This window comes from Mesorhizobium sp. YR577, assembly GCF_900116595.1.
Classification (GTDB): domain Bacteria; phylum Pseudomonadota; class Alphaproteobacteria; order Rhizobiales; family Rhizobiaceae; genus Mesorhizobium_M.
In genome coordinates this window covers 434,033-456,028 of the sequence record NZ_FPBI01000002.1, presented here as the reverse complement: position 1 = coordinate 456,028, position 21,996 = coordinate 434,033, and the positions used below count along the sequence as shown (strand labels likewise).

Here is a 21,996-nt window from a genome sequence, read left to right as displayed (position 1 = left end):
CATGCGCTATACGCTGGCCGAGAACCCGGTGAATCTGCTGGCCTTTGTTCTCTTCGGTCTGCTCGTGTTGGCAGCCCTATTCGGCCCTTTGCTCGCCCCGCATGATCCGCTGGCGACGAGTGTGCGCGATGCGCTGCAGGCGCCTTCCGCCAGCAACTGGTTCGGTACCGATCAACTCGGTCGCGATGTGTTTTCGCGCGTGCTGGTGGCGACCCGCCTTGACCTTTTCATCGCGCTCGGTGCGGTGCTGATCTCCTGCGCCGTCGGCTCGGTAATCGGCGCGATCCTCGGCTATTTCGGGGGCACGCTCGATGCGACCGTAAGCCGGGTCGTCGATGTGCTGATGGCCTTCCCGCTCTTCGTGCTGGCGATGGCCATGGTGGCCGCACTCGGCAATACGGTGATGAACGTGATCTATGCGACCGCGATCATCAATCTACCCTTTTACATCCGCCTTGCCCGAGTCGAGGTCATGGTGCGTCGCAATCTCGGTTATGTCGAGGCGGCGCGCGTGGGGGGCTCCGGCCATGCCCGTATCCTCGCTGTCTTCCTGCTCCCCAACATTCTGTCGCCGGTGGTCATTCAGGCCTCGGTCAATCTCGGATGGGCGGTGCTGAATGCAGCGGGCCTGTCGTTCCTCGGCCTCGGGGTAAGGCCGCCTACGCCAGAATGGGGGATTATGGTCGCTGAGGGCGCGCGTTTCATTGCTTCCGGGCAATGGTGGATCGCACTCTTTCCCGGCTTGGCGCTGATGTTGGCGGTTTTCGCCTTCAACCTCCTGGGGGATGCCCTGCGCGACATTCTGGACCCGAGGATGCGGACATGACCGCTGCAAATCCGCTGCTCTCCGTCCGTGAGCTTTCGGTCAATTTCCGTACCCGCAGCGGCACCGTGCATGTGCTCGACCGGGTCTCCTTCGACGTGGCGCCGGGTGAGATACTCGGCATCGTCGGGGAATCCGGGTCCGGCAAATCGGTGACCGCATTTGCGGTTATGGGCATCCTCGATCAGGCCGCGCGCATAGAAGGCGGTGAAATCCATTTCGAGGGTCGCGACGTGCTGGGCATGAGCGCACGCGAGCGCGACATGTGGCGCGGCCGCGAGGCCTCGATCATTTTCCAGAACCCGCGCACGGCACTGAATCCGATCCGCGCGGTGGGTCAGCAGATCGCCGATGTGCTCGCCCGCCACGCGCCGGACAGTGCTGCAGCGATCCGCGCAAAGGTGCTGGACGCCATGCGTCAGGTCCGCATTCCCGATCCGGAGAAACGCGCGAAAGCATTTCCCTTTGAACTTTCGGGCGGGCTCTGCCAACGCGTCGGTATCGCCATGGCGCTGGCCTGTGCACCACGCCTCCTGATCGCCGACGAGCCAACCACCGGCCTCGATGTGACCACGCAGGCGGTCATCATGGATCTGATCCGCGATCTTGCCCGAGCCCGCAATCTCGGCACGGTTCTTATCACCCATGACCTGGCGCTGGCCTCGCAATATTGCGACCGTATCGTTGTGATGCATGCGGGTCATGTGGTCGAGGCTGCGCCGATCGCCGAGCTTTTCGTCCATCCGAGCCATCCTTATACGACAAGGCTCTTACGCAGTGTGCCTTCGATGGTCGACGATATCTCGCAACTGCAGGCGATCGAGGGCTCACTGCCAGACCTGCGTCGCGATGATCTGCCTCCTTGCCGCTTCGCCGAGCGTTGCGACCGGCGTCTGGCCGCCTGCGATGCCGCCGGCCTGATGCTTGAACCGGTCGGACCCTCGCACACCGTTGCATGCCGGAATCCGCTATGACCGAGACGCCGATCATCGAAATCGAGAACCTCGAAAAGCATTTCGTGCTGGGTGGCGGCGGTATGCTGCAGCGTGGGCCGGTGCAGAAACTTCATGCGGTGGATGATGTCTCCCTTGCCATCCATCCCGGCGAGGCGGTTGGACTCGTGGGTGAGTCCGGCTGCGGGAAATCGACTCTGTCGCGAGTGCTTTGCCGCCTGGCCGATCCAACCGCTGGCCGGATACGGATGAAAGGCCAGGACGTCACAGACCTGACCACGGCAGCGTTCACGCGCTCACCGCTGCGCCGCATGATCCAGATGGTGTTTCAGGATCCGACCGAGAGCCTGAATCCGCGCTTCACGGTGTTCGATCTGATCGCGGATCCTTTGCGCCAGCTGGCGGCGCCGGCAAACCGCGCGGAATTGAAAACCAAGGTCGAAGCAGTCGCCAACGCGGTGAACCTGCCGTTGCCGCTGCTGAGCCGCTTTCCGCATCAGCTCTCTGGTGGCCAGAAGGCAAGGGTTGGAATTGCGCGGGCAATGGTCGTCGAGCCGTGGCTTCTGGTCCTGGATGAGCCCACGTCGGCACTCGATGTCTCGGTGCAGGCGACTGTCTTGCAGTTGCTCGACCGGCTGCGTCGCGAGGCAGGGGTGGCGCTACTTTTCGTCAGCCATGACCTGAACGTGGTGCGGCTGCTGTGCAGCCGGATCGTGGTGATGTATCTCGGTCAGGTTGTCGAAAGCGGAACCACCGAACAAATATTCAATCAGCCGCGTCATCCCTATACGAGGGCGCTGCTGTCGGCGATTCCGACGCTCAGGGCCGGGCAACAGCGCGAGCGCATCAAGCTCGATGGCGAGCCGCAGAGCCCGGTGAACCCTTCGCCCTCGATCTGCCGGCTTTACGGCCGTTGCCCGAGCCAGCAGGATCGTTGCCGCCAGATTGCGCCCGAACTGATTACCGGTACGGATGGCCGCGGGCTGCGTTGCCACTTCCCCGCCGCCTGATCGAGAAAGCCTGGCCAGACGGCGGCTGCCTTCTGGCCGCGGAGACCCGACAGCGACAAAAGAAACCGGCCGCAGGGGGTACCTGCGGCCGGTTTCTTGTCGGCTTTCGCGTAATCAGCCGCGTGTTAAAGTGCGCAGCTCAAGCTGGCGATGGAAGGCGTAGCTGTAGTTGGCCACGTCCTTCTTCATGCCGGTGTCGAGCGCGGGGTGCCACAGAAGAATGATCGGAATGTCTTCCTTCACCAGTGTGATCATGCGCTTGATATCGGCATCATAGACAGCAGGATCGGTCTCGTAGCGAGTCTTGTCGACCAGGCCGATGAACTCCTTGTTCTTGTAGGAGCCGAAGTTCCAGCGCGTGTCGCCATAGTAGAAAATCCGGAAGAAATAATCCGGATCAGCCAGATAGGAAGTCGAGCCTTCGAAGTAGAAGGGCACTTTCTTTTCCTGCAGCAGAGTGCCGAGCTGGCCGGCCGGCACTTTCTCGATACTGACCTTGATGCCGATCTTGCCGAGCGATTCCTGCAAAAGCAGCGCGACCGGTTCGGCGACAGTGGCGAGCGAAAGCTCGAATGAGAAGGTGGTCGAGAAACCATCAGCCAGGCCAGCCTCGGCCAGCAGCGCCTTTGCCTTCTCAAGATCAGTCGAATAGCCGAGCGGCTGCGGGAACTTCGTGGTGTCTGGCGCGCCGGGTTTCCCGCCGAACAGCGGCTCGCCACGGCGGAAGAGCGCAGCCTGGAACATGTCCTCGTAAGGCAGCGCATAGGCGATAGCCTGGCGTACACGCACATCGTTGAAAGGCGCGAGATCGCCGTTCATGCCGATGAACTGGAAGCTCGACGTCGGTACGCCGATGACTTTTACTTCGGGGTTGTCGAGCAGCGTCACCACGTCCTTCGGCGGCAGATCCTGGACGATATCGGCATCACCGCGCACCAGCGAAGCGATGCGTGATTCCGCCGCCGGCACGGTTTGCCAAAGCACGCGCTTTATGCTTGGCAACGGGCCGCTTTTCCAGTCGTCGAAGCGTGCCAGGATTACCCGTTCGCCCATATCGGCGCGCTCGATCTTGAAGGCTCCGCCGGCTGCGGCGTTGGTCTTCAGCCATTCCATCGCGAAGGGATCTTCGGTGGTAGCATGCTGCTTGGCGAGCTTCGAGTTCACGATGATCGGATAGGTCAGCGCCAGGTTCGGTAGCGCGAAGCGATCCGGCTGAGGCAGGTCCACGCGGATCGTATGGGCGTCGATCACCACGAACTGAGCGGGGTCGGTCATCGAGCCAGTCGAGAATTGTGCCTTGCCTACCGGGCTTGCGACCACGCGGTCGAGCGACCATTTCACGTCTTCGGCTGTCACCGGGACGCCGTCGTGGAAGACCGCATCCTTGCGCAGGTGGAAGGTGATCGATTTCTTGTCTTCCGAAAATTCGAAGCTTTCGGCGAGTTCGCCCTTGATGTCGAAATAGTCGTAATAGGGCGTGCCGTCTTCGCGCGGTTTGTAGGCGAAAGTGACCAGCCGGTCATAGACGTTCCAGCTGATCTGGATGGAGTTGCGGTTGACGCCTACGGAAAAGGAGTCGAACGAGTTTGCTGCGCCTTCGCTCAGCACCCGAAGGCTTTCTTCGCGGGTTTGCGCCTTCGCCCATTTGACCGGCAACATTGATGAGCCTGTCAGGACGGCCAGGCTGGCAAGGAATTCACGACGTTTCATTTTGGGTTCCTTCTGGAGTCGGTGAGTGATGTCCCGGACCGACCGTTTGAGGTGTCTTGCGCACCTTACCCACTTCTAAAGCGTCTCCATCCCGAAATCCTGGAATAAGAATCCATAGTCGATCTCGGGTGGATAATGCCCCACTGCTCCGCATGGTAAATGTGGAAAACAGTGCCTCGGGTTTGTTGTTCTCAACGGCGGTTACTTTTGTTGACGTGTCCGGGGGCGAGTACGGTCGCCGGAAACTCCGGCGACCGGTTTCCAAGGGCTCAGATATTGGTCTGAGCAGCACCTTTCAGGCCGAGCATGGCACGGGCTTCATCGGGGGTGGCAATCTCCCGCGTCAATCCCTCGACGATGCCACGGATCATGCGGACCTGCTCGGCGTTGGAGGTCGCCATTTTGCCGCGACCGGCATAGAGGCTGTCTTCGAGGCCGACGCGCACGTTGCCGCCCATTGTTGCCGCCATCGTCGCCATGTTCATCTGATGACGGCCGCCGGCGAGCACCGACCACTGATAGTTCTCGGAGCCGAACAGACGGTCGGCGGTCTGCTTCATGAACATCAGGTTCTCCGGGCCAGGCCCGATGCCGCCAAGCGTGCCGACAATCAACTGCAGGAACATCGGCAGTTTCACGAGGCCGCGGTCGACCATATGAGCGAGGTTGTAGAGATGGCCCACATCGTAGCACTCGAACTCGAAACGGGTGCCTTTTTCGCCGAGGCGGATGAGGATGGCCTCGATATCGGCGAAAGTGTTACGAAAAATCGCGCCGCGACTGGCTTCGAGGTAATCCTCTTCCCAGTCGTATTTCCACTTGCCCTTGTATTTTTCCTTCATCGCATAGGTGCCGAAGTTCATTGAGCCCATGTTGCAGGAACACAGTTCCGGCGCAGCCGCCAATGGGGCTGAGAGCCGGTCCTCGATCGACATGAAGGTCGAGCCGCCGGTTGTCATGTTCAGCACTGCGTCGCAGCGGTCACGGATCGAGCGCAGGATATGCATCCAGACATCGAGATCGGCGGTCGGGCGCATGGTTTGAGGGTCGCGCGCATGCAGGTGCAGGATCGCGGCACCGGCCTGTGCGGCCTCGACGGACTGTTCGATGATCGTATCCGGCGTTACCGGCAGATAGGGTGACATCGTCGGCGTATGCGTCGCGCCAGTGATGGCGCAGGTGATGATCGCCTTGTTCGCTTTGATCATGAGGGCTTACTCCGTATACTCTAGACCACCGCAGATGCTCATCACCTGCCCGGAAATTGACCGCCCTGAAGGGGCACAAAGGAACATGATGAGGCCTGCGATCTCTTCTGGTTCAACCATGGTTTTCATTGAGACCGCGCGCAGCGCGACAGCCTGCATTTCCTCGTAGGTAATGCCCCGGGTTTCGGCGCGGTCGGTGAAGACGCGGCGAATGCGATCACCTGCGACGACGCCGGGCGCTATCGAGTTCACGCGAATCTGATCCGGTCCGAGTTCGACCGAAAGCGCGCGTGCAAGCGAGATCACCGCTGCCTTCGAGGCCGCATAGGGCGAACGCAGCGGGAAGGCGTATTTGCCTGCCACCGAAGCCATGCAGACGATCGAGCCGGCGCCCGCAGCCTTCAAATGAGGGATCGCGGCGCGGGCCATGTAGAACTGGCCGTTGACGTTGACCTCGAAGCACCGCTTCCAGTCGTCGGTGCTGATGTGCTGAACCGGTGCTGCAGGACCGGCGATGCCTGCGTTGTTGACGAGTATGTCCAGACCGCCCATCGCCTCGGTGGCCTTGGCAACGAATGCGTCGCAGGCGTCCGGATCGGACACGTCGCAGATTACGGTGCCGATGCCGGGCAGGGAAGCAGCAGCCTCGGCCAATGGGCCTTCGGCAATGTCGCAAATCCAGACCTGCGCGCCGCTGGCATGAAGGGCAGAGGCAATTTTCAGGCCTATGCCGGTGGCGCCGGCAGTCACGATGGCCTTCTGGCGGCTCCAGAAGTCTGTGTCAGTCATGTCATCTCCATAGTCATGTCGGGGGAATCTTTTGCGGCCAGGATGGGCGGCGGCAGGAAGGCGGCCACATCGGGCGGTGTTTCAGTGAAACGCTCAGCCTCGATCAACGCACTGTGAGCGATCGGGGCCTGTGCAAGACGGGATGTGGGGCGGTCGAGGGTCAGCACATTGGGATTGCCGTGCCGGTCGAGTGCCCCCACACGACCGAGCTCGACCGGGTCGTACCAGGCGCCGGTGGCAAGCTGCACGGTACCCGGTGCAACCAATGGCGAGAGAATGGCGCCTACGAGGCAGGCACCGCGATCGTTGAAGAGCCGCACCACATCGCCGGCCTTGATACCGCGCTTTTTGGCGTCGTCGGGGTTGAAGCTGGCGGGTTCGCGTTCAGCGACCTTCGAACTTCGGCTGACTGAGCCGTTGTCGAGCTGGCTGTGCAGACGCGTTGCAGGCTGGTTCGAAATCAGATGCAGCGGGTAGCGTGCCGCGGCCACGCCGCCGAGCCATTCATCCGGCTCGATCCAAACCGCATGGCCGGGGCAGCAGTCATAGCCGAAGCCGGCGATCTTTTCCGAGAAGATCTCGATACGACCGGAAGGGGTTCGCAGGCGGTCGGCCTCGGGATCGGCGCGGAACTCTTGCAGCAGGCTTCTATGCGGAACGGAATTCTCGAAGCGGAATTCGCCAGCCTTCCAGAAGGTTTCGAAATCCGGCAGTGCGTGGCCGTGAACGGCGGCTGCCTCGCGTGAGCCTTCGTATAGATGACGAACCCAGCCCATCTCGTCGCGGCCTTCCGTGAAGGCTTCGCGCAGTCCGAGATGACCAGCGATATCGCTCAGGATATCGTAATCATCGCGTGCGGCTCCGGCAGGCTCCACCACCTTGCGCATTGCGACGAGATACGGCTCGGCCTTGGCGATGCCGAGATCATTGCGTTCCACGGTGGTGGTGCAGGGCAGAACGATATCGGCATGGCGCGCCGTCGCATTCCACCAGGGCTCCTGCACGACCACCACCTCGGGCTTGCGCCAGGCGGTCAGAAGCTTGTTCAAATCCTGCTGATGATGAAACGGATTGCCGCCCGCCCACCAGACCATGCGGATGTCGGGGTAGGTATAGCGCCCGCCATTATAGTCGAAGGGAACGCCGGGATTGAGCAGCATGTCGGCCAGCCTGGCGACCGGAATGAAGTCCGGCACCGGGTTCCTGAATTGCGGCAGGGCAGGCCAGGAGAAAGGTAATTCCGTGTTTCCAACGCGGTTTGCCGCCGCATATCCGAATCCGAAACCGCCGCCCGGAAGGCCGATCTGACCCAGCATGGAAGCGAGCGTGATCGCCATCCATAAGGGCTGCTCGCCATGGCTGGCACGCTGCAGCGACCACGCGACGGATATCATAGTACGGCTGCCGGCCATCCGGCGCGCAAGGTTGCGGATCACGTCCGCCTCGATACCGCAAATTGCAGCAGCCCAGTCGGCATCCTTGGGTTGCCCATCCACCGTCCCGGTCAGATATGGCAGGAATTTTTCGAAGCCGGTGGTGTAGCGCGCAAGGAATGCGCGATCCGTCAGGCCTTCCACTTCCAGCGTGTGGGCGACGCCGAGCATCAGTGCGGTATCGGTGTTGGGGCGCACCGGGAGCCAGTCTGCGCCAAGCTCCGGCGCCACGTCCGATCCCAGCGGGCTGATGTTGACGAAGTCGGTGCCCGCCGCGCGACACTCCCGCAGCCGGTCCGGAACGCGATGCTGGCTGACGCCGCCGGCGCTGACCTGGGCGTTTTTCACGGGCAGGCCGCCGAAAGCGACGAAAAGACGAGTATGATCGCGGATCAACGGCCAGGCAGTATGGCGACCGCCCATGCCGTCCTGGTTGCCGATCAGGTGTGGCAGCAAAACCTCGGCCGCCGCATGGCTGTGCGTATTGACCGAACGGGTGTAGCCGCCCGCCACGTTGAGAAATCGGTGCAACTGGCTTTGGGCATGGTGAAAGCGCCCGGCACTGGCCCAGCCATAGGAGCCACCGAAGATTGCTTTGTTGCCATGTTCGCGCCGTACCCGGTCAAGCTCGCGGGCGGCGAGTGCGGTTGCCTCGGCCCAACTCACCGGAACGAAGGGTTCCGAGCCTCTCTGCACGCGCGAGGCGGCGCCATTGGTGAGGAAACCCGCCCGAACCATCGGCTGGGCAATGCGGGCCGGGTCATTGAGCGTTCCAGGTATCGAGTTACCGATCGGCGAGGGAGAGGGGTCTTCCGCAAGCGGCGCCATTGCCAGCAACCGTCCGTCCTGCACCTCGGGACGGTAGGTTCCCCAATGGGTCAGTGTGACGGAGTTTGCCATGAGCGCGCCCGATCAGGCCTGAATGTCCGCCCGCCCGCCATCAAGGACCGGCAAGCCGCGTTCTTTGGTCTTCGCGGAAAAGGAAATCCCCGTGTCGAGTTTCCAGAAGGAGAAGACGAGTGTTTCGCCGGGGTAGAGTGGGCCGCTGAACCGGGCGGCAAAGCGCGACAAGCGGGCGGGATCACCGTCGCAGTAGCGCTGCAAGACAGTCAGGCAAGCGATACCGAAGGTGCAGGCTCCGTGCAGGATCGGGCGTTCGAAACCTGCCGCGCGGGCCACTTCCGGCAAGGCGTGCAGTGGGTTTCGATCGCCAAGCAGTCGAAACAGCAATGCCTGATCGGCGCGGGTGGAAACCTCGAAGGTTTCATCCGGTTCGCGATCGGGCGACGCGTTCATCTCGGGCTGCTGGCCGACCGAACCGCCAAAGCCGCCCCCGCCTCGAACAAAGAGGCTCGAGAGCGAGGTGAATATCCGGCGCCCTTCCTGGAGCAGCTCGGTCTCCTGCAGGATGATGGCCGCCTTGCCTTCGCCCTTGTCGCCGAGCCCGACGATACTGCTGCGCAGCTCGACCGAGCCCGCCGGAGTGAACGGCGCGTCAAAGCGCAGATCCAAGCCACCATGCACGACTTTCGCGAGATCGACGCCGGTGGGGTCCATCCAAGAGTCATCGAACGTGAGCGATTGACCAAAGCTGGGAACGACGCGCTGTTCGTCCTCATGAACAAACCGCAAATCCTTGTCGAAACCAGCGCCTAGCGAAAGCGCATAAAGCAGCGTGTCGCGATCCGAATAGTCGACCTGACGCGACGGGATTTCGAGGGCGAGAAGGCGTTCGGGGTCAAGTGCCACAGCTGGCTCCCTCAGTTTAACTTGAGCAAATGATGGCATGGCGATTTGAATAATGCAACGCCATATCATATATTGAAACGATTTCGCACCGAAGTCATTTTCCTGAACAGCCCACTGAGGGAATGAGCGTCGACCGCCAATGCGCATTGGAGTTGATCGCTGGCGCGACGCTTCGCATGCGGATGGCGAGCGTTTCGCCTCGTTCACATTAATGTGCGGCGCGCTCTCATCCCCAAATCAGGTTTGACAAGTGTCAAATGATGGATTATGACTGACGAAAATTAAAAATCGTCACTCGTAACTGGGAGCCAAGCGTGAGCGATATCGCCGACAGGGTTGCCGACTCAAGCCGCCAGGAAAACGTAAACCGCATCCTGGATGCGGCGGACCGGTTGTTTCGGCACTATGGCTACAGCAAGACGAATGTGGCCGACATTGCCCGTGATCTCGGTATGTCACCTGCCAATATCTATCGGTTCTTCGGTTCCAAATCCGAAATCCATCAGGCGCTGATGGAGCGCATGCTGACGCACCGAAATGACCTTGCGATGGAGATCGCACGTCTGCCGATCAGCGCAGAAGAGCGTTTGAGACGCTATGGCCATGAGGAACATCAGTTCACTATCAATGTTCTGACGGACCAGAAGAAGGTGCACGAGATGGTGGTCGTTGCGCTGGAACACCAATGGGGCGTTATCGAAAAACATATCGACCAGCTTCACATCGTTCTCGCCAAGATCATCAGCGACGGCATCGCATCTGGTGAATTTGTCGATCAAGACCCGGAAATGGCCGCGAGGTGTTTCGGAGCGTGCATGGTTCCGCTCTGTCATCCACAGGTCGCCGCGCAGTGCATGAACAAGGAAAACCGTGCCAGCCCGGACGAGTTGATAGAGTTCGCGATCCGGGCTCTGAAGAAATAAGCGGTTCCGGCAACGGAACAGCATTCGTTCACTGAACAGTTTTATCGGAGTGCGGACATGGTCTCGCTGTACATAGCCCGGTCGAAGAGGCCGTCTATACCCGGTTTTGCGCTCTTCGTTGCGCTCGGCCTCGCGCTTTCGGCCTGTTCCCAGGAAAAGGCCGAGACAAAAGAGGTGATCCGGCCGGTAAAGGTCGTGGAGATCACCAAGGCGGATGACACGCGGCGTCTCGATTATTCCGGCTCGGTAAAATCCCGTACCGAAACGAGCCTTGGCTTCCGCATCAATGGCAAGGTCATAGAGCGCAATGTCGATATCGGCGACCGGGTGAAACCGGGCGACGTTCTGGCTCGCGTCGACGCCAATGATTATGAGCTTGCCGTTCGCAGCGCGCAGGCATCCCTGATGGCTGCGCAGAAGCAGGTCGAAACCACCGAACTGACGCGCAAGCGCGCCGAACAGCTCTTTGCGAAAAACTTCGCGTCCAAGTCTCAACTCGAGGCCCAGACGCTTGCCTATGAGCAGGCGGTTTCAAGCCGGGATGCGGCAGCCTCCTCGCTGGAGCAGGCGAAGAACCAAGTTGCCTATACCGATCTGACATCCGGCCTGAACGGCATTGTGACGGCGATCAATGCCGATGTCGGGCAGGTTGTGGGAACCGGGACGCCGGTCGTGACAGTGGCGGTAGATGGCGAGAAGGAAGTGCAGATCGCCGTGCCGGAAACCGATATCGCTCAGTTCCGCATCGGCAAATCCGTTCAGGCGCGTTTCTGGTCGGACAATGGCCTGGTGCTTGACGGCAAGGTCCGTGAGGTCGCCGGCAGTGCCGATCTTCAGTCGCGGACTTTTGCCGTGCGCGTCAGTCTGCCTGCCGATCCGCGCATTCTGCTCGGCATGACGGCAACGATCGAAGCGAAGGTGGACAATACCAGCCCTTCCATTTCCATTCCGCTGAGTGCGCTTGGCCAAAAAGACGGTGCGCCGGTCGTATGGCTCGTGGATCGCGGCGCGGGAACGGTTCATGCACGTTCGGTCAAGGTCGCGGATTTTTCCGATGACGGGGTCCGCGTAGCCGACGGCTTGCAGCCCGGCGACGTCGTGGTTGCCGCCGGCACACAGTTCATGTCGGAAAATATGAAGGTGAAGCTTCCGGAAACCGGCGACCAGAAGGCAGCTGCAGCAGAACCCGCTGTCGTTCCTAACGCCGGGGTTGTCCGTTAGCCCTTCCTCAAACTCCAAAGCGTGAGTATGGCCATGAGCAATTCCTCCAGGGAACGCCAGCCGTTCAATCTTTCGCGCTGGGCTATAGCGCATCCGAGCATCGCGCGCTTTCTGTTCGTGCTGCTGATTGTCGCCGGCGCCTTCGGCCTGATGCGGATGGGACAGAAGGAAGATCCTGATTTCACCTTCCGCGTCATGGTGGTGCAGGCGGTTTGGCCGGGAGCCTCCATCGAGGAGATGCAGGACCAGGTCGTCAACAAGATCGAACGCAAGCTGCAAGAAACGCCGCATCTCGATTTCGTACGCTCCTATTCACGTGCCGGCAGCGCCATCATCACTGTGCAGATCAAAGGCGACACCAACGCCGAACAGGTGAAGGACGCCTTCTACCAGGTGCGCAAGAAGGTCGGCGACATCTCCAGCGAATTGCCGCAAGGCCTGCTCGGGCCTTACTTCAACGACGAATTCGGCGATACATTCATTACGCTGAACGCAATCAGCGGCGACGGTTTCAGCTATCCCGAACTGAAGAAGTTCGCGATCCAGGCACGCGACATGCTGCTCACCACGCCGGGTGTCGAAAAGGCCGTGATCCTCGGAGATCAACCGCAGAAGATTTATATCGACGTCTCGTCCAAGGCGCTCGCTGAGCGCGGGCTGACATTGACCGACCTTCGCAATACGGTCTCGGGCCAGAACAATGTCGATCCGGCCGGGTCCGTCGAAACCGGCACGCGGTCGGTGCGCATCGCAGTCGAAGGCGATGTCCGCAAGGTCGAGGATATTCGCGAGCTGCGCATCAAGGCCGGTAATCAGGTGACACGCCTGGGCGATATCGCGACAGTATCTTCCGGCCTCGAAGATCCATACGCGCGCAAGTTCCGCATGAACGGCCATGACAGCGTTCAGATCGGCGTGGTCATGGCAAACGGCTTCAAGGTCACGGATGTCGGCAAAGCTGTCGACGCCACCTACGAGCGCTTCGAGGAATCGATGCCGGTCGGTGTGTCCGTCGATCAGATATCCAACCAGCCCGAAGTGGTGACCGACGCTATCGGCGAGTTCATGCGGGCGCTCGTCGAAGCACTCATTATCGTGCTTGTCGTCTCTTTCCTGTCGATCGGCTGGCGTTCCGGTTTGGTGATTGCGATCGTCATCCCCCTGGTTCTGGCTGCGACCTTCGCCATCATGTACGAACTGGGGATAGACCTGCAGCGCATTTCTCTCGGCGCCTTGATCATCGCGCTCGGTCTGCTTGTCGACGACGCCATGATCGTCGTCGAGCTTATGGAGCGAAAACTGGAGGAGGGGTTGGAAAAGCTCGATGCGGCCAGTTTCGCCTATTCCTCGACAGCTTTTCCAATGCTTACCGGCACGCTGATCACCATCGCCGGCTTTATCCCGGTCGGTTTTGCGGCGTCGACGGCGGGCGAATATGTGCGCTCGCTGTTTTATGTGGTCGGCATCGCGTTGGTCGTCTCATGGTTCGTGGCGGTCTATTTCACGCCTTGGCTCGGCCATATGATCCTCAGGCAGCGTGCACATGCCGGGCAGGATCATCACGACGTCTTCGACACACGGTTCTATCGCCGCCTTCGCTCGACGGTGACATGGGCGGTGCGTCACCGGATCATCGTGCTGTCGCTGACGCTCGCCACCTTTGCCGGCAGCCTCTACGCCTTCCAGTTTATTCCGCAGGCGTTTTTCCCGCAGTCGTCCCGGCCTGAAATCCTGGTCGATCTCTGGCTGCCGGAAGGCACCAGCATCAAGGAAGTCGAGAACCAGGCAAAGGCGCTTGAGGCGCGCATGATGGACGACCCGGACAAGAAGTTCATCGCCACCTATATCGGCGAGGGCGCGCCGCGCTTCTTCCTGCCGCTGGATCAGCAATTGCGCAATCCGAACTACGCGCAGCTTTTGGTCATGGCCAATGACGAGCCTGCGCGTGAACGCCTGATCACCAAGATGCGTGGCATCCTTGCCGAAGACTTCCCGACGGTTCGCGCCAAGGTCGATCGCCTCTTCCTCGGGCCGCCGGTAGGCTGGCCGGTGCAGATGCGTGTGTCGGGGCCCGAACGCGAAGAAGTGCGCCGTATCGCCGACGAGGTGAAGCAGAAGTTCCATGCAGATCCGAGGATCGGCGCAATCCATGACGACTGGCTGGAGCTGGTGCCGGCCATGAAGCTGGTCATCGATCAGGATCGGGCGCGGATGCTTGGCGTGACGTCGCAGCGCGTTCGCCAGATGCTTCAGGCGACGATGTCCGGCGTGCCGCTCGACGATTTCCGCGACGGCGAGGAAACCGTGTCGATCGTGGCAAGGGAGCCAGACGCAACTCGTAGCCTGCTTTCGTCGGTCAACTCGGTCTACATCCCGACCGATTTCGGTGGCTTCGTGCCGGTCTCGCAGATTGCCAAGGTCGTGCCGGTGATGGAACAAGGCATCGAGTGGCGTCGTGATCGCCTGCCGACAATTACCGTTCGCGGCACGTTGCCGGACGGTGTCCAGTCGAACGACGTCGTATCGGCAATGTTCAACGGCATGAAGGATATGCGCGCTTCGCTGCCCGCCGGCTACAAGGTCGAAGTTCAGGGTGGTGCAGAGGAATCCGCAGAAAGCCAGGCTTCTATCGCGGCCAAAGCCCCGATCATGCTGCTGGTCATCCTCGTGCTTCTGATGGTCCAGTTGCAGCATTTCGGCAAATCCATGCTGGTTCTGGCGACAGGCCCGCTCGGCATCATCGGAGCAGCCCTGGCGCTGCTGATAACCGGGGCTCCGTTTGGCTTCGTTGCCATCCTGGGTGTGATCGCGCTGCTCGGTATCATCATGCGCAACTCGATCATCCTCGTCGACCAGATCGACCAGGATATCGCGGCCGGCATGGAAAGGCAGGAGGCGATCATCGGTGCCGCCGTTCGCCGCTTCCGACCGATCATGTTGACGGCGGCGACTGCCGTTCTGGCGCTGATCCCGATTTCACGCGGCGTGTTCTGGGGGCCGCTGGCCTACGCCATGATGGGCGGCATCCTGGTGGCGACCGTGCTGACCATCCTGGTTCTGCCGGCCGGCTATGCGCTGTTCTTCGGCAAGGAGCCGAAGAAGAAGTCGGCGGAGCCGGCCAGCCCGGTCGACCAACCGGGTATCACATTGACACCGCTGGGCGAGATACGGCCTTTGGCGGCGGAATGATACGTTTTACCTGAAGCGCCTGATCCCGCAGCGATGCGGGATCAGGCTGATGGCTGCGGCTCGTCTATGCCGGAATTGGCGAAGAGGTTGGCGATCCAGTCGACGAACACCCGCAGCTTGTTGCTCAGGTGCCGGTTCGGCGGATAGACGACATAGAGCGGCAGTGGGTCGCGACTCCATTCGTGAAGCACCGGCTGCAGGGTGCCTTTGCTGAATGCTTCCTTGACCAAGAAGCGTGGTGCCTGAACGATACCCATGCCTGCTTCGGCCGCGGCGACATAAGTGATCGCTTCGTTGGTGGCCACGGTACAACGCCCGAGTATTTCCAGCTTCTCATCACCGCGGTTGAATATGAAGGGTTGCTGACGGCCCATCGGCGGCAGGAAGAAGCTCACGACATAATGGCTTTTCTCGAGATCAAGCGGATGGCGCGGTTCGCCGAATCGTTCGAAGTAAGAAGGCGCCGCGCAAGTGACCAGGCTCATCTCCGAAATGCGTCTGGCGATAAGGGATTGGTCGTTGATTTCACCAGTCCGCAGGGCGCAATCGACATTCTCGGCCAGAATGTCGATCTGCCGGTCGGATACGCCAAGATCGATCCGGATGTCGGGATAGCGGTCGTAGAAATCGCACAAGGCCGGAATGACGATCAGTTTCGCCAGTGCTCCCGCCATATCGACGCGCAGTTTGCCCTTGGGCAGGGCCTGCGAAGTCGCCATATTGCTGTCGAGTTCGTCGATGTCGGAGAGTAGCCTGAGTGCCCGTTCGTAATAGAGCGCACCATCAGGGGTAACCAGCACGCGGCGGGTGGTTCTATTGAGGAGCTTGGTGCGCAAATGCGCTTCCAGACCTTGAATCAATTTGGTGACGGTGGCCTTCGGGATCGCTAGGGATTCCGAGGCGCGGCTAAAATTACCGACCTCGACGACACGAACGAAGGTCCGCATGGCGGCAAGCTGGTCCATCGTTTTATCCTGCCCAAAATTTTGAATATCACTTTATTATTCACTATCAGAAACAGTGAAATCACAAAAGTCGGACTTTTTCTAGCAAGGTAACAATACCACCTTATTCAAGACGCGTGGGGGCACTGCGCTTCCCCTGACAAGATGCTGTCAGGAGGCATGTGAGATATGAAGGATTGGCCGCTTGACCTCAACTTAGGTTGAGGTCCTATATGGCTGATCGATCAGATGACAGGACGAGTTTTCAGGGGTCATGAAAGCCAGTTGGACAGAAGAATCGCTTGATGGTGGAGCATGCCGCGTGCCGGTGCGCCTCTATCGCGGCGATGCGCTGACAAAAGCGCCGCCGCTGGTTATGCACTTGCATGGCGGATCGTTTCTCGGCGGCTCGCTTGCGACCGGGCAAGCAATCGCTACGCTGCTCGCAGAAGCAGGTGCTGTCGTCGTTTCAGCCGATTATTCCTGCGCCAACGAGCATCCGTTTCCAAGGGCGCTGCAGCTTTCCTATGAAGTTCTCGGCCTTGTGTGCGGCCAGCGGGCGAATTGGGCTGACAAGAAATCCACGCTGTTCGTTGCCGGCGAAGAGGCGGGCGGCAATCTTGCCGCGGGTCTGGCGCTGATGTGCCGCGATCAGCATTTTGGGGCCTTGCAGGGGCAGATACTGCTCTCGCCGATGCTCGATCCGTTCATGGCGACAGGCTCGTTCCGCAAGGCGGAAGCCAAGCCCACCGGCTGCCAATGGTCGGACGGCTGGAACCGTTATCTGGGGTTCGGCGCCAATGCCTGCCATCCCTATGCCGCACCTGCATACTGCGCGCGCCTTGTCGGCGTCGCACCGGCGCTCATCCTGACCGCAGAGGACGATCCGATGCGCGATGAGAGCCTGAAATATGCAAGGCGATTGAAAGATGCGGGCGTGATCGTCCGTGAAAGTGTCCTGAGCGTCCAGACGGGATGGCCGGCCACTTATTCGAGATGCCCGGCCGTTCAGCCGGGATGGGGGGAGACTGTTCGCAGCCAGTTTGTCGAGTTTTTCCAAGAGACCGGAGCGTTACCCCACTGACGGACCGTTTCCAACCTATACGGCCTGAGCGCCGCTAAGGAGATCATTATGAAGAAGACCACCGCCCGCCGGCTCCTCTGGGGCGCCGGCCTACCCCTTGTTGCGTCGATTTTTGGCGTAGCAACCATCACCAACCTGCCGGAAACCGCCAAGGCCGAGGTGTCGGCACCGGCAGCAGCGCCGGCAACGCCAGTCTCGGTTGCGGTTGTCGAACCGCGTGAGATCACGACCTGGGAAGAGTTCTCCGGTCGCCTAGAAGCGGTGGACCGTGTCGAAATCCGCTCGCGTGTCGCCGGCGCCATACAGTCGGTGCATTTTCACGAAGGCGCGCTGGTAAAGCAGGGCGATCTGCTCGTGACGATCGACCCGGCACCTTTCGCATCCGCGGTGGCACAGTCAGAGGCCCTTGTCGCTGCAGCCGAGGCGCGTGTGGAACTGACCAGGCTCGAACTCGAGCGTGGCCGCAAGCTCGTCGAGAATCGCACCGTATCGCAAAGCGATCTCGACCAGCGGCTTAGCGCTTCTCACGAAGCGGAAGCCAATCTGCGGTCGGCGCAGGCAGCCTTGCAATCGGCGAAGCTTGACCTTGGCTATACCGAGGTTCGGGCGCCGATTTCGGGTCGCTTGGGCAGGATCGAGATCACGCCCGGCAACCTAGTCGCCGCAGGCTCCGGTTCGCCGATCCTGGCCAAGCTGGTCTCGGTCGACCCGATCTATGCCAGCTTCAGCATCGACGAGCAGCTTCTGGCGCGCGCCTCGGCCGAGCTTCCGGTAACGGAAAGCGGAGCGCTGGCGGTCGAACAGATCCCGGTGGAAATCGGCACGGCCAGCGATGACGGCACGCCGATCCGGGGCAAGCTTCAGCTCATTGACAACGAGGTCGATACGGCAAGCGGCACGATGCGGGTCAGAGCGGTGTTCGACAATCCCAATGGCCGTCTGATCCCGGGCCAGTTTGTGCGCGTGCGCATGGGCCAGCCGAAGCCGGCCCCTGAACTGACCGTCAGCGAACGGGCGGTCGGCACCGATCAGGACAAGAAGTTCGTTCTGGTCGTCGAGGCGGACAACAAGATCGCTTACCGCGAGGTCGCGCTGGGCGCTTCGGTCGAAGGGCTGCGCATCGTCAAGAGCGGGCTCAAGTCAGGCGAGCGGATCGTCGTCAACGGCTTGCAGCGGGTTCGTCCCGGTGCGCTGGTCGATCCTCAGCCGGTTGCCATGGTGCCAAACGAACAGGCGCTGGCCGAAGCCAACGCGGTAGCGCAGTAGAGCAGAAAAGTGAGTACCGTTTCTTCGAATATTCCGGTGCTCATTCAGAACGTTGGGTCGTGCTTCGTGCCTCCGAAGGGATGTGCTGCGATCTGACAGACCGGCGGAAGCGGGGCGCTTCCCACCCGTTTCCGCCGGCAGTCGACACATTGAATTTTGCTGATGGCCCCAATGCCGACAGGCTTTGTCGAGGGTTATCCGCCCATTTGCGCCCGGAAGGCGGGATTTGACATGAATTTTTCCAGATTTTTCGTTGACCGACCGGTCTTTGCCGGTGTGCTTTCGGTCCTTATTTTGATTGCCGGTCTGCTTGGCCTCCGTGCCCTGCCGATCTCGGAATATCCCGACGTCGTGCCGCCCTCCATCGTGGTCAGAGCGCAATATCCGGGTGCCAATCCCACGGTTATCGCTGAAACGGTGGCGACGCCGATCGAGGAGGCGATCAACGGCGTCGAAGACATGCTTTACATGTCGAGCCAGGGCACCACGGACGGCCTGATGACGCTGACCGTGACCTTCAAGCTCGGCACCGACCCGGACAAGGCGCAGCAGCTTGTGCAGAACCGTGTCAGCCAGGCCGAGCCGCGTCTGCCCGAAGAGGTGAGGCGTCTCGGCGTCACCACGGTAAAGAGTTCGCCCGACCTGATGATGGTCGTGCATCTTCTGTCGCCGAATGACCGTTATGACATCACCTATCTGCGCAACTACGCCGTCATCAACGTCAAGGACCGGCTGGCCCGGATCGACGGTGTCGGTCAGGTGCAGGTCTTCGGCTCCGGCGACTATTCCATGCGCGTCTGGCTCGATCCGCAGAAGGTGGCCAAGCGCGACCTTTCCGCAAGCGATGTCGTCCAGGCGATCCGCGAGCAGAACATCCAGGCTGCCGCCGGCGTCGTCGGTGCCTCGCCGGGCGTTCCCGGTCTCGACCTGCAGCTTTCCGTGAATGCCCAAGGGCGGCTTCAGAGCGTCGACGATTTTGGCAACATTATCGTCAAGACCGGCGCAAATGGTGAGGTCACGCGGCTGCGTGACGTTGCCCGCATTGAACTGGGCGCTGCCGAATATGCGCTGCGCTCGCTGCTCGACAACAAGTCGGCCGTCGCCATTCCGGTGTTCCAGGCACCCGGTTCCAACGCCATCGAAATTTCCGACAATGTCCAGAAGGTGATGGCCGAGCTTCAGCAGACCATGCCTGATGGCGTGGAATACCAGATCGTCTACGACACGACCCAATTCGTCCGCGCTTCCATCGAAGCGGTCGTCGATACGCTTCTTGAAGCCATCGTCCTGGTCGTGCTCGTCGTCATCCTGTTCCTGCAGACTTGGCGTGCTTCGATCATTCCGCTGGTCGCGGTGCCTATCTCGATCATCGGCACCTTCGCCGTGATGTATGTCTTCGGCTTCTCGATCAACGCGCTTACTCTGTTCGGGCTGGTGCTGGCCATCGGCATCGTCGTCGATGACGCCATCGTCGTGGTCGAAAATGTCGAGCGCAACATCGAGGAAGGTCTCTCACCCCGTGACGCGACATACCGTGCGATGCGTGAGGTTTCCGGTCCGATCGTTGCGATCGCCATGGTGCTGGTCGCGGTGTTCGTGCCGCTTGCTTTCATCTCCGGGCTGAGCGGGCAGTTCTACAAGCAGTTCGCCTTGACCATCGCCATCTCGACCGTCATTTCCGCCTTCAACTCGCTGACGCTTTCGCCGGCCCTGGCGGCTCTCCTGCTGCGCGGGCACGACGCACCGAAGGACTGGCTGACCCGCGCGATGGACAAGGCGTTCGGCTGGTTCTTCCGCGGCTTCAACCGTGCCTTCGGCAGCGGCTCCAAGGCCTATAGCGGCGGCGTGAGGCGGCTTCTGTCGCGCAAGACACTGATCATGGGCCTCTATATCGTGCTGGTGGCTGCCACCTTCGGCATGTTCAAGACCGTGCCCGGCGGCTTCGTGCCGGCGCAGGACAAGCAGTATCTCGTCGGCTTCGCGCAACTGCCCGATGGAGCAACGCTGGACCGTACCGAGGAGGTAATCCGGCGCATGGGCGACATCGCCCTGAAGCAGCCGGGCGTCGAAAGCGCCATCGCTTTTCCTGGCCTGTCGATCAACGGCTTCACCAACAGCTCCAATGCCGGCATCATCTTCCTGTCGCTGAAGCCTTTCGAGGAACGCAAGACACCCGACCTTTCGGGCGGTGCCATTGCGCAGGCGCTCAATGGGCAGTTTGGCGGCATTCAGGAAGCCTTCATCGCCATATTCCCGCCACCGCCGGTGCAGGGTCTTGGCGTGGTCGGCGGCTTCAAGATGCAGATCGAGGACCGCAACGGGCTCGGCTATCAGGCGCTCGACGAGGCTACCAAGGCCTTCCTGGCCAAGGCTTACACCACGCCTGAGCTGACGGGGATGTTCACAGGATTCCAGGTCAATGTTCCGCAGCTCTATGCCGATCTCGACCGGACCAAGGCGCACCAGCTCGGCGTTGCGGTGACGGATGTCTTCGACACGCTGCAGATATATCTCGGTTCGCTCTATGTGAATGATTTCAATCAGTTCGGCCGAACCTACTCCGTGCGCGTTCAGGCCGATGCTGCCTTCCGTGGCCGGGCCGACGACATCGGGCGGCTGGAGGTCAGATCGCAGTCGGGCGAGATGATACCGCTTTCAGCTTTGCTCAACGTCAAGCCGAGTGCTGGGCCGGAACGGGCGATCCGCTACAACGGCTTCCTCTCGGCAGACATCAATGGCGGGCCGGCGCCGGGCTATTCGTCGGGCGAGGCGCAGGCCGCCGCCGAGCGGATCGCCGCTGAGACCTTGCCGAAGGGCATTGCCTTCGAATGGACCGACCTGACCTATCAGGAGATACTGGCCGGCAATTCGGGCGTGCTCGTCTTCCCGTTGGCGCTGATCCTGGTGTTCCTGGTGCTGGCCGCACTCTATGAGAGCCTGGCTCTGCCGATCGCGATCATCATGATTGTGCCGATGGGCATTCTGGCAGCTCTCACCGGGGTCTGGCTGACGCAAGGCGACAACAACATCTTCACCCAGATCGGCCTCATCGTTCTGGTTGGCCTGTCTGCCAAGAACGCCATCCTGATCGTCGAGTTCGCGCGCGAACTGGAGTTTTCCGGAATGACGCCAAGGGAGGCTGCGGTCGAAGCGAGCAGGCTGAGATTGCGCCCGATCCTGATGACCTCCATGGCCTTCATTATGGGCGTCGTGCCGCTGGTCTACTCCACCGGTGCGGGCGCGGAGATGCGCTCGGCCATGGGTGTTGCGGTGTTCGCCGGCATGATCGGCGTGACTGCCTTCGGCATCTTCCTGACGCCGGTCTTCTACGTGCTGATGCGTGGGCTGACCGGTAATCGGCCGCTCAAGCAGAGTGGTGAGGCGACACTTCCGGCACCTGTCGCCGAGGTACCTCACTGAAACTTCGCAGCCGCAGGCAGCAAAAGCCTGCGGCTGCCCCATTCTTGCTGGTGGTGAGCCGGCATTCGTCAAGTTCCACCCGTGTCTCGATCAAGACCTTGGTTATGCCCTTCTCGGCGGAACCAAGGTCTTTTGTTTTCCGGAGTATCCCGCAGATATTGTCCATGCGTCATATCCTGGCGCCTGCTCTGCAGTCATTCTTCTGCATTTCTCGCATTTTCCAGCACGGCAACGCCATGCCCGACCCGGTCCGCAGGGGCCTCGTTCTGCATTG

At 60.9% G+C, this 21,996-nt stretch carries 15 protein-coding genes; 9 read left to right on the top strand and 6 right to left on the bottom strand.

From position 1 onward, the window contains the following. Position 1 precedes the first annotated feature (1 nt). The 3 genes from BM413_RS05005 to BM413_RS04995 are packed head-to-tail and all read left to right on the top strand — an operon-like array spanning position 2 to position 2,786. On the top strand, positions 2-826 hold the full coding sequence (locus BM413_RS05005) for an ABC transporter permease (protein WP_244537775.1): 825 nt from the start codon (positions 2-4) through the stop codon (positions 824-826). Continuing rightward, a complete protein-coding gene (locus BM413_RS05000; RefSeq protein WP_091911009.1) occupies positions 823-1,797 on the top strand; it encodes an ABC transporter ATP-binding protein in 975 nt (324 codons plus the stop codon). Before BM413_RS05005 ends, BM413_RS05000 begins: the two co-directional genes overlap by 4 nt. Then, a complete protein-coding gene (locus tag BM413_RS04995; RefSeq protein WP_210188909.1) occupies positions 1,794-2,786 on the top strand; it encodes an ABC transporter ATP-binding protein in 993 nt (330 codons plus the stop codon). Before BM413_RS05000 ends, BM413_RS04995 begins: the two co-directional genes overlap by 4 nt. Positions 2,787-2,900: 114 nt before the next feature. On the opposite strand, the gene BM413_RS04990 is transcribed toward BM413_RS04995, so the two are convergent. From BM413_RS04990 to BM413_RS04970, 5 genes are all read right to left on the bottom strand, one after another. Further along, entirely contained in the window at positions 2,901-4,496 is a 1,596-nt protein-coding gene (locus BM413_RS04990; RefSeq protein ID WP_210188908.1) for an ABC transporter substrate-binding protein, read from the bottom strand. A 269-nt stretch (positions 4,497-4,765) separates the two neighbouring features. Then, positions 4,766-5,701 carry a 3,5-dioxohexanoate:acetyl-CoA acetone transferase gene (locus BM413_RS04985; RefSeq protein WP_175544253.1) on the bottom strand — a complete coding sequence of 312 codons (936 nt, stop codon included), beginning with the start codon at positions 5,699-5,701 and terminating at the stop codon, positions 4,766-4,768. A 9-nt stretch (positions 5,702-5,710) separates the two neighbouring features. Further along, positions 5,711-6,493, bottom strand: a complete 783-nt coding sequence (locus tag BM413_RS04980; protein ID WP_091911003.1) for an SDR family oxidoreductase — start codon at positions 6,491-6,493, stop codon at positions 5,711-5,713. Continuing rightward, a complete protein-coding gene (locus tag BM413_RS04975; RefSeq protein WP_091911001.1) occupies positions 6,490-8,826 on the bottom strand; it encodes a molybdopterin guanine dinucleotide-containing S/N-oxide reductase in 2,337 nt (778 codons plus the stop codon). Before BM413_RS04975 ends, BM413_RS04980 begins: the two co-directional genes overlap by 4 nt. A 12-nt stretch (positions 8,827-8,838) precedes the next feature. After that, entirely contained in the window at positions 8,839-9,822 is a 984-nt protein-coding gene (locus BM413_RS04970; RefSeq protein ID WP_091910999.1) for a MaoC family dehydratase, read from the bottom strand. A 167-nt stretch (positions 9,823-9,989) separates the two neighbouring features. On the opposite strand from BM413_RS04970, the gene BM413_RS04965 reads away from it, so the two are divergent. The 3 genes from BM413_RS04965 to BM413_RS04955 are packed head-to-tail and all read left to right on the top strand — an operon-like array spanning position 9,990 to position 15,008. Then, entirely contained in the window at positions 9,990-10,598 is a 609-nt protein-coding gene (locus BM413_RS04965) for a TetR/AcrR family transcriptional regulator (protein ID WP_091910997.1), read from the top strand. Positions 10,599-10,655: 57 nt separating this feature from the next. Continuing rightward, on the top strand, positions 10,656-11,819 hold the full coding sequence (locus tag BM413_RS04960; RefSeq protein WP_091910995.1) for an efflux RND transporter periplasmic adaptor subunit: 1,164 nt from the start codon (positions 10,656-10,658) through the stop codon (positions 11,817-11,819). A 33-nt stretch (positions 11,820-11,852) separates the two neighbouring features. Continuing rightward, the gene (locus BM413_RS04955) at positions 11,853-15,008 is read left to right on the top strand and encodes an efflux RND transporter permease subunit (RefSeq protein ID WP_091910994.1); all 3,156 of its coding nucleotides are present in this window, start codon (positions 11,853-11,855) and stop codon (positions 15,006-15,008) included. Positions 15,009-15,049: 41 nt separating this feature from the next. Here the strand turns inward: BM413_RS04955 and BM413_RS04950 are convergent, their stop codons facing one another. Further along, positions 15,050-15,973, bottom strand: coding sequence for a LysR family transcriptional regulator (locus tag BM413_RS04950; RefSeq protein WP_091910993.1), 924 nt, complete (start codon positions 15,971-15,973; stop codon positions 15,050-15,052). 301 nt (positions 15,974-16,274) lie between these two features. Here BM413_RS04950 and BM413_RS04945 point away from each other — a divergent pair, with 301 nt between their 5' ends. From BM413_RS04945 to BM413_RS04935, 3 genes are all read left to right on the top strand, one after another. Next, positions 16,275-17,036, top strand: a complete 762-nt coding sequence (locus tag BM413_RS04945; RefSeq protein WP_210188907.1) for an alpha/beta hydrolase — start codon at positions 16,275-16,277, stop codon at positions 17,034-17,036. A 48-nt stretch (positions 17,037-17,084) separates the two neighbouring features. Beyond that, complete coding sequence (locus BM413_RS04940) at positions 17,085-18,302, top strand: efflux RND transporter periplasmic adaptor subunit (protein ID WP_091910989.1); 1,218 nt, start codon at positions 17,085-17,087, stop codon at positions 18,300-18,302. A gap of 231 nt (positions 18,303-18,533) precedes the next feature. Beyond that, positions 18,534-21,722, top strand: coding sequence for an efflux RND transporter permease subunit (locus BM413_RS04935; RefSeq protein WP_091910987.1), 3,189 nt, complete (start codon positions 18,534-18,536; stop codon positions 21,720-21,722). The last annotated feature ends 274 nt before the right edge of the window (positions 21,723-21,996 follow it).

Bases quoted from the DNA above. Each gene is read 5' to 3' on its own strand.
- BM413_RS04950 (WP_091910993.1), bottom strand. From the start codon at position 15,973: ATGGACCAGCTTGCCGCCATGCGGACCTTCGTTCGTGTCGTCGAGGTC.
- BM413_RS04990 (WP_210188908.1), bottom strand. From the start codon at position 4,496: ATGAAACGTCGTGAATTCCTTGCCAGCCTGGCCGTCCTGACAGGCTCA.
- BM413_RS04960 (WP_091910995.1), top strand. From the start codon at position 10,656: ATGGTCTCGCTGTACATAGCCCGGTCGAAGAGGCCGTCTATACCCGGT.
- BM413_RS04940 (WP_091910989.1), top strand. From the start codon at position 17,085: ATGAAGAAGACCACCGCCCGCCGGCTCCTCTGGGGCGCCGGCCTACCC.
- BM413_RS04970 (WP_091910999.1), bottom strand. From the start codon at position 9,822: ATGCGCATTGGCGGTCGACGCTCATTCCCTCAGTGGGCTGTTCAGGAA.
- BM413_RS05005 (WP_244537775.1), top strand. From the start codon at position 2: ATGCGCTATACGCTGGCCGAGAACCCGGTGAATCTGCTGGCCTTTGTT.
- BM413_RS05000 (WP_091911009.1), top strand. From the start codon at position 823: ATGACCGCTGCAAATCCGCTGCTCTCCGTCCGTGAGCTTTCGGTCAAT.
- BM413_RS04995 (WP_210188909.1), top strand. From the start codon at position 1,794: ATGACCGAGACGCCGATCATCGAAATCGAGAACCTCGAAAAGCATTTC.
- BM413_RS04935 (WP_091910987.1), top strand. From the start codon at position 18,534: ATGAATTTTTCCAGATTTTTCGTTGACCGACCGGTCTTTGCCGGTGTG.
- BM413_RS04955 (WP_091910994.1), top strand. From the start codon at position 11,853: ATGAGCAATTCCTCCAGGGAACGCCAGCCGTTCAATCTTTCGCGCTGG.
- BM413_RS04975 (WP_091911001.1), bottom strand. From the start codon at position 8,826: ATGGCAAACTCCGTCACACTGACCCATTGGGGAACCTACCGTCCCGAG.
- BM413_RS04980 (WP_091911003.1), bottom strand. From the start codon at position 6,493: ATGACTGACACAGACTTCTGGAGCCGCCAGAAGGCCATCGTGACTGCC.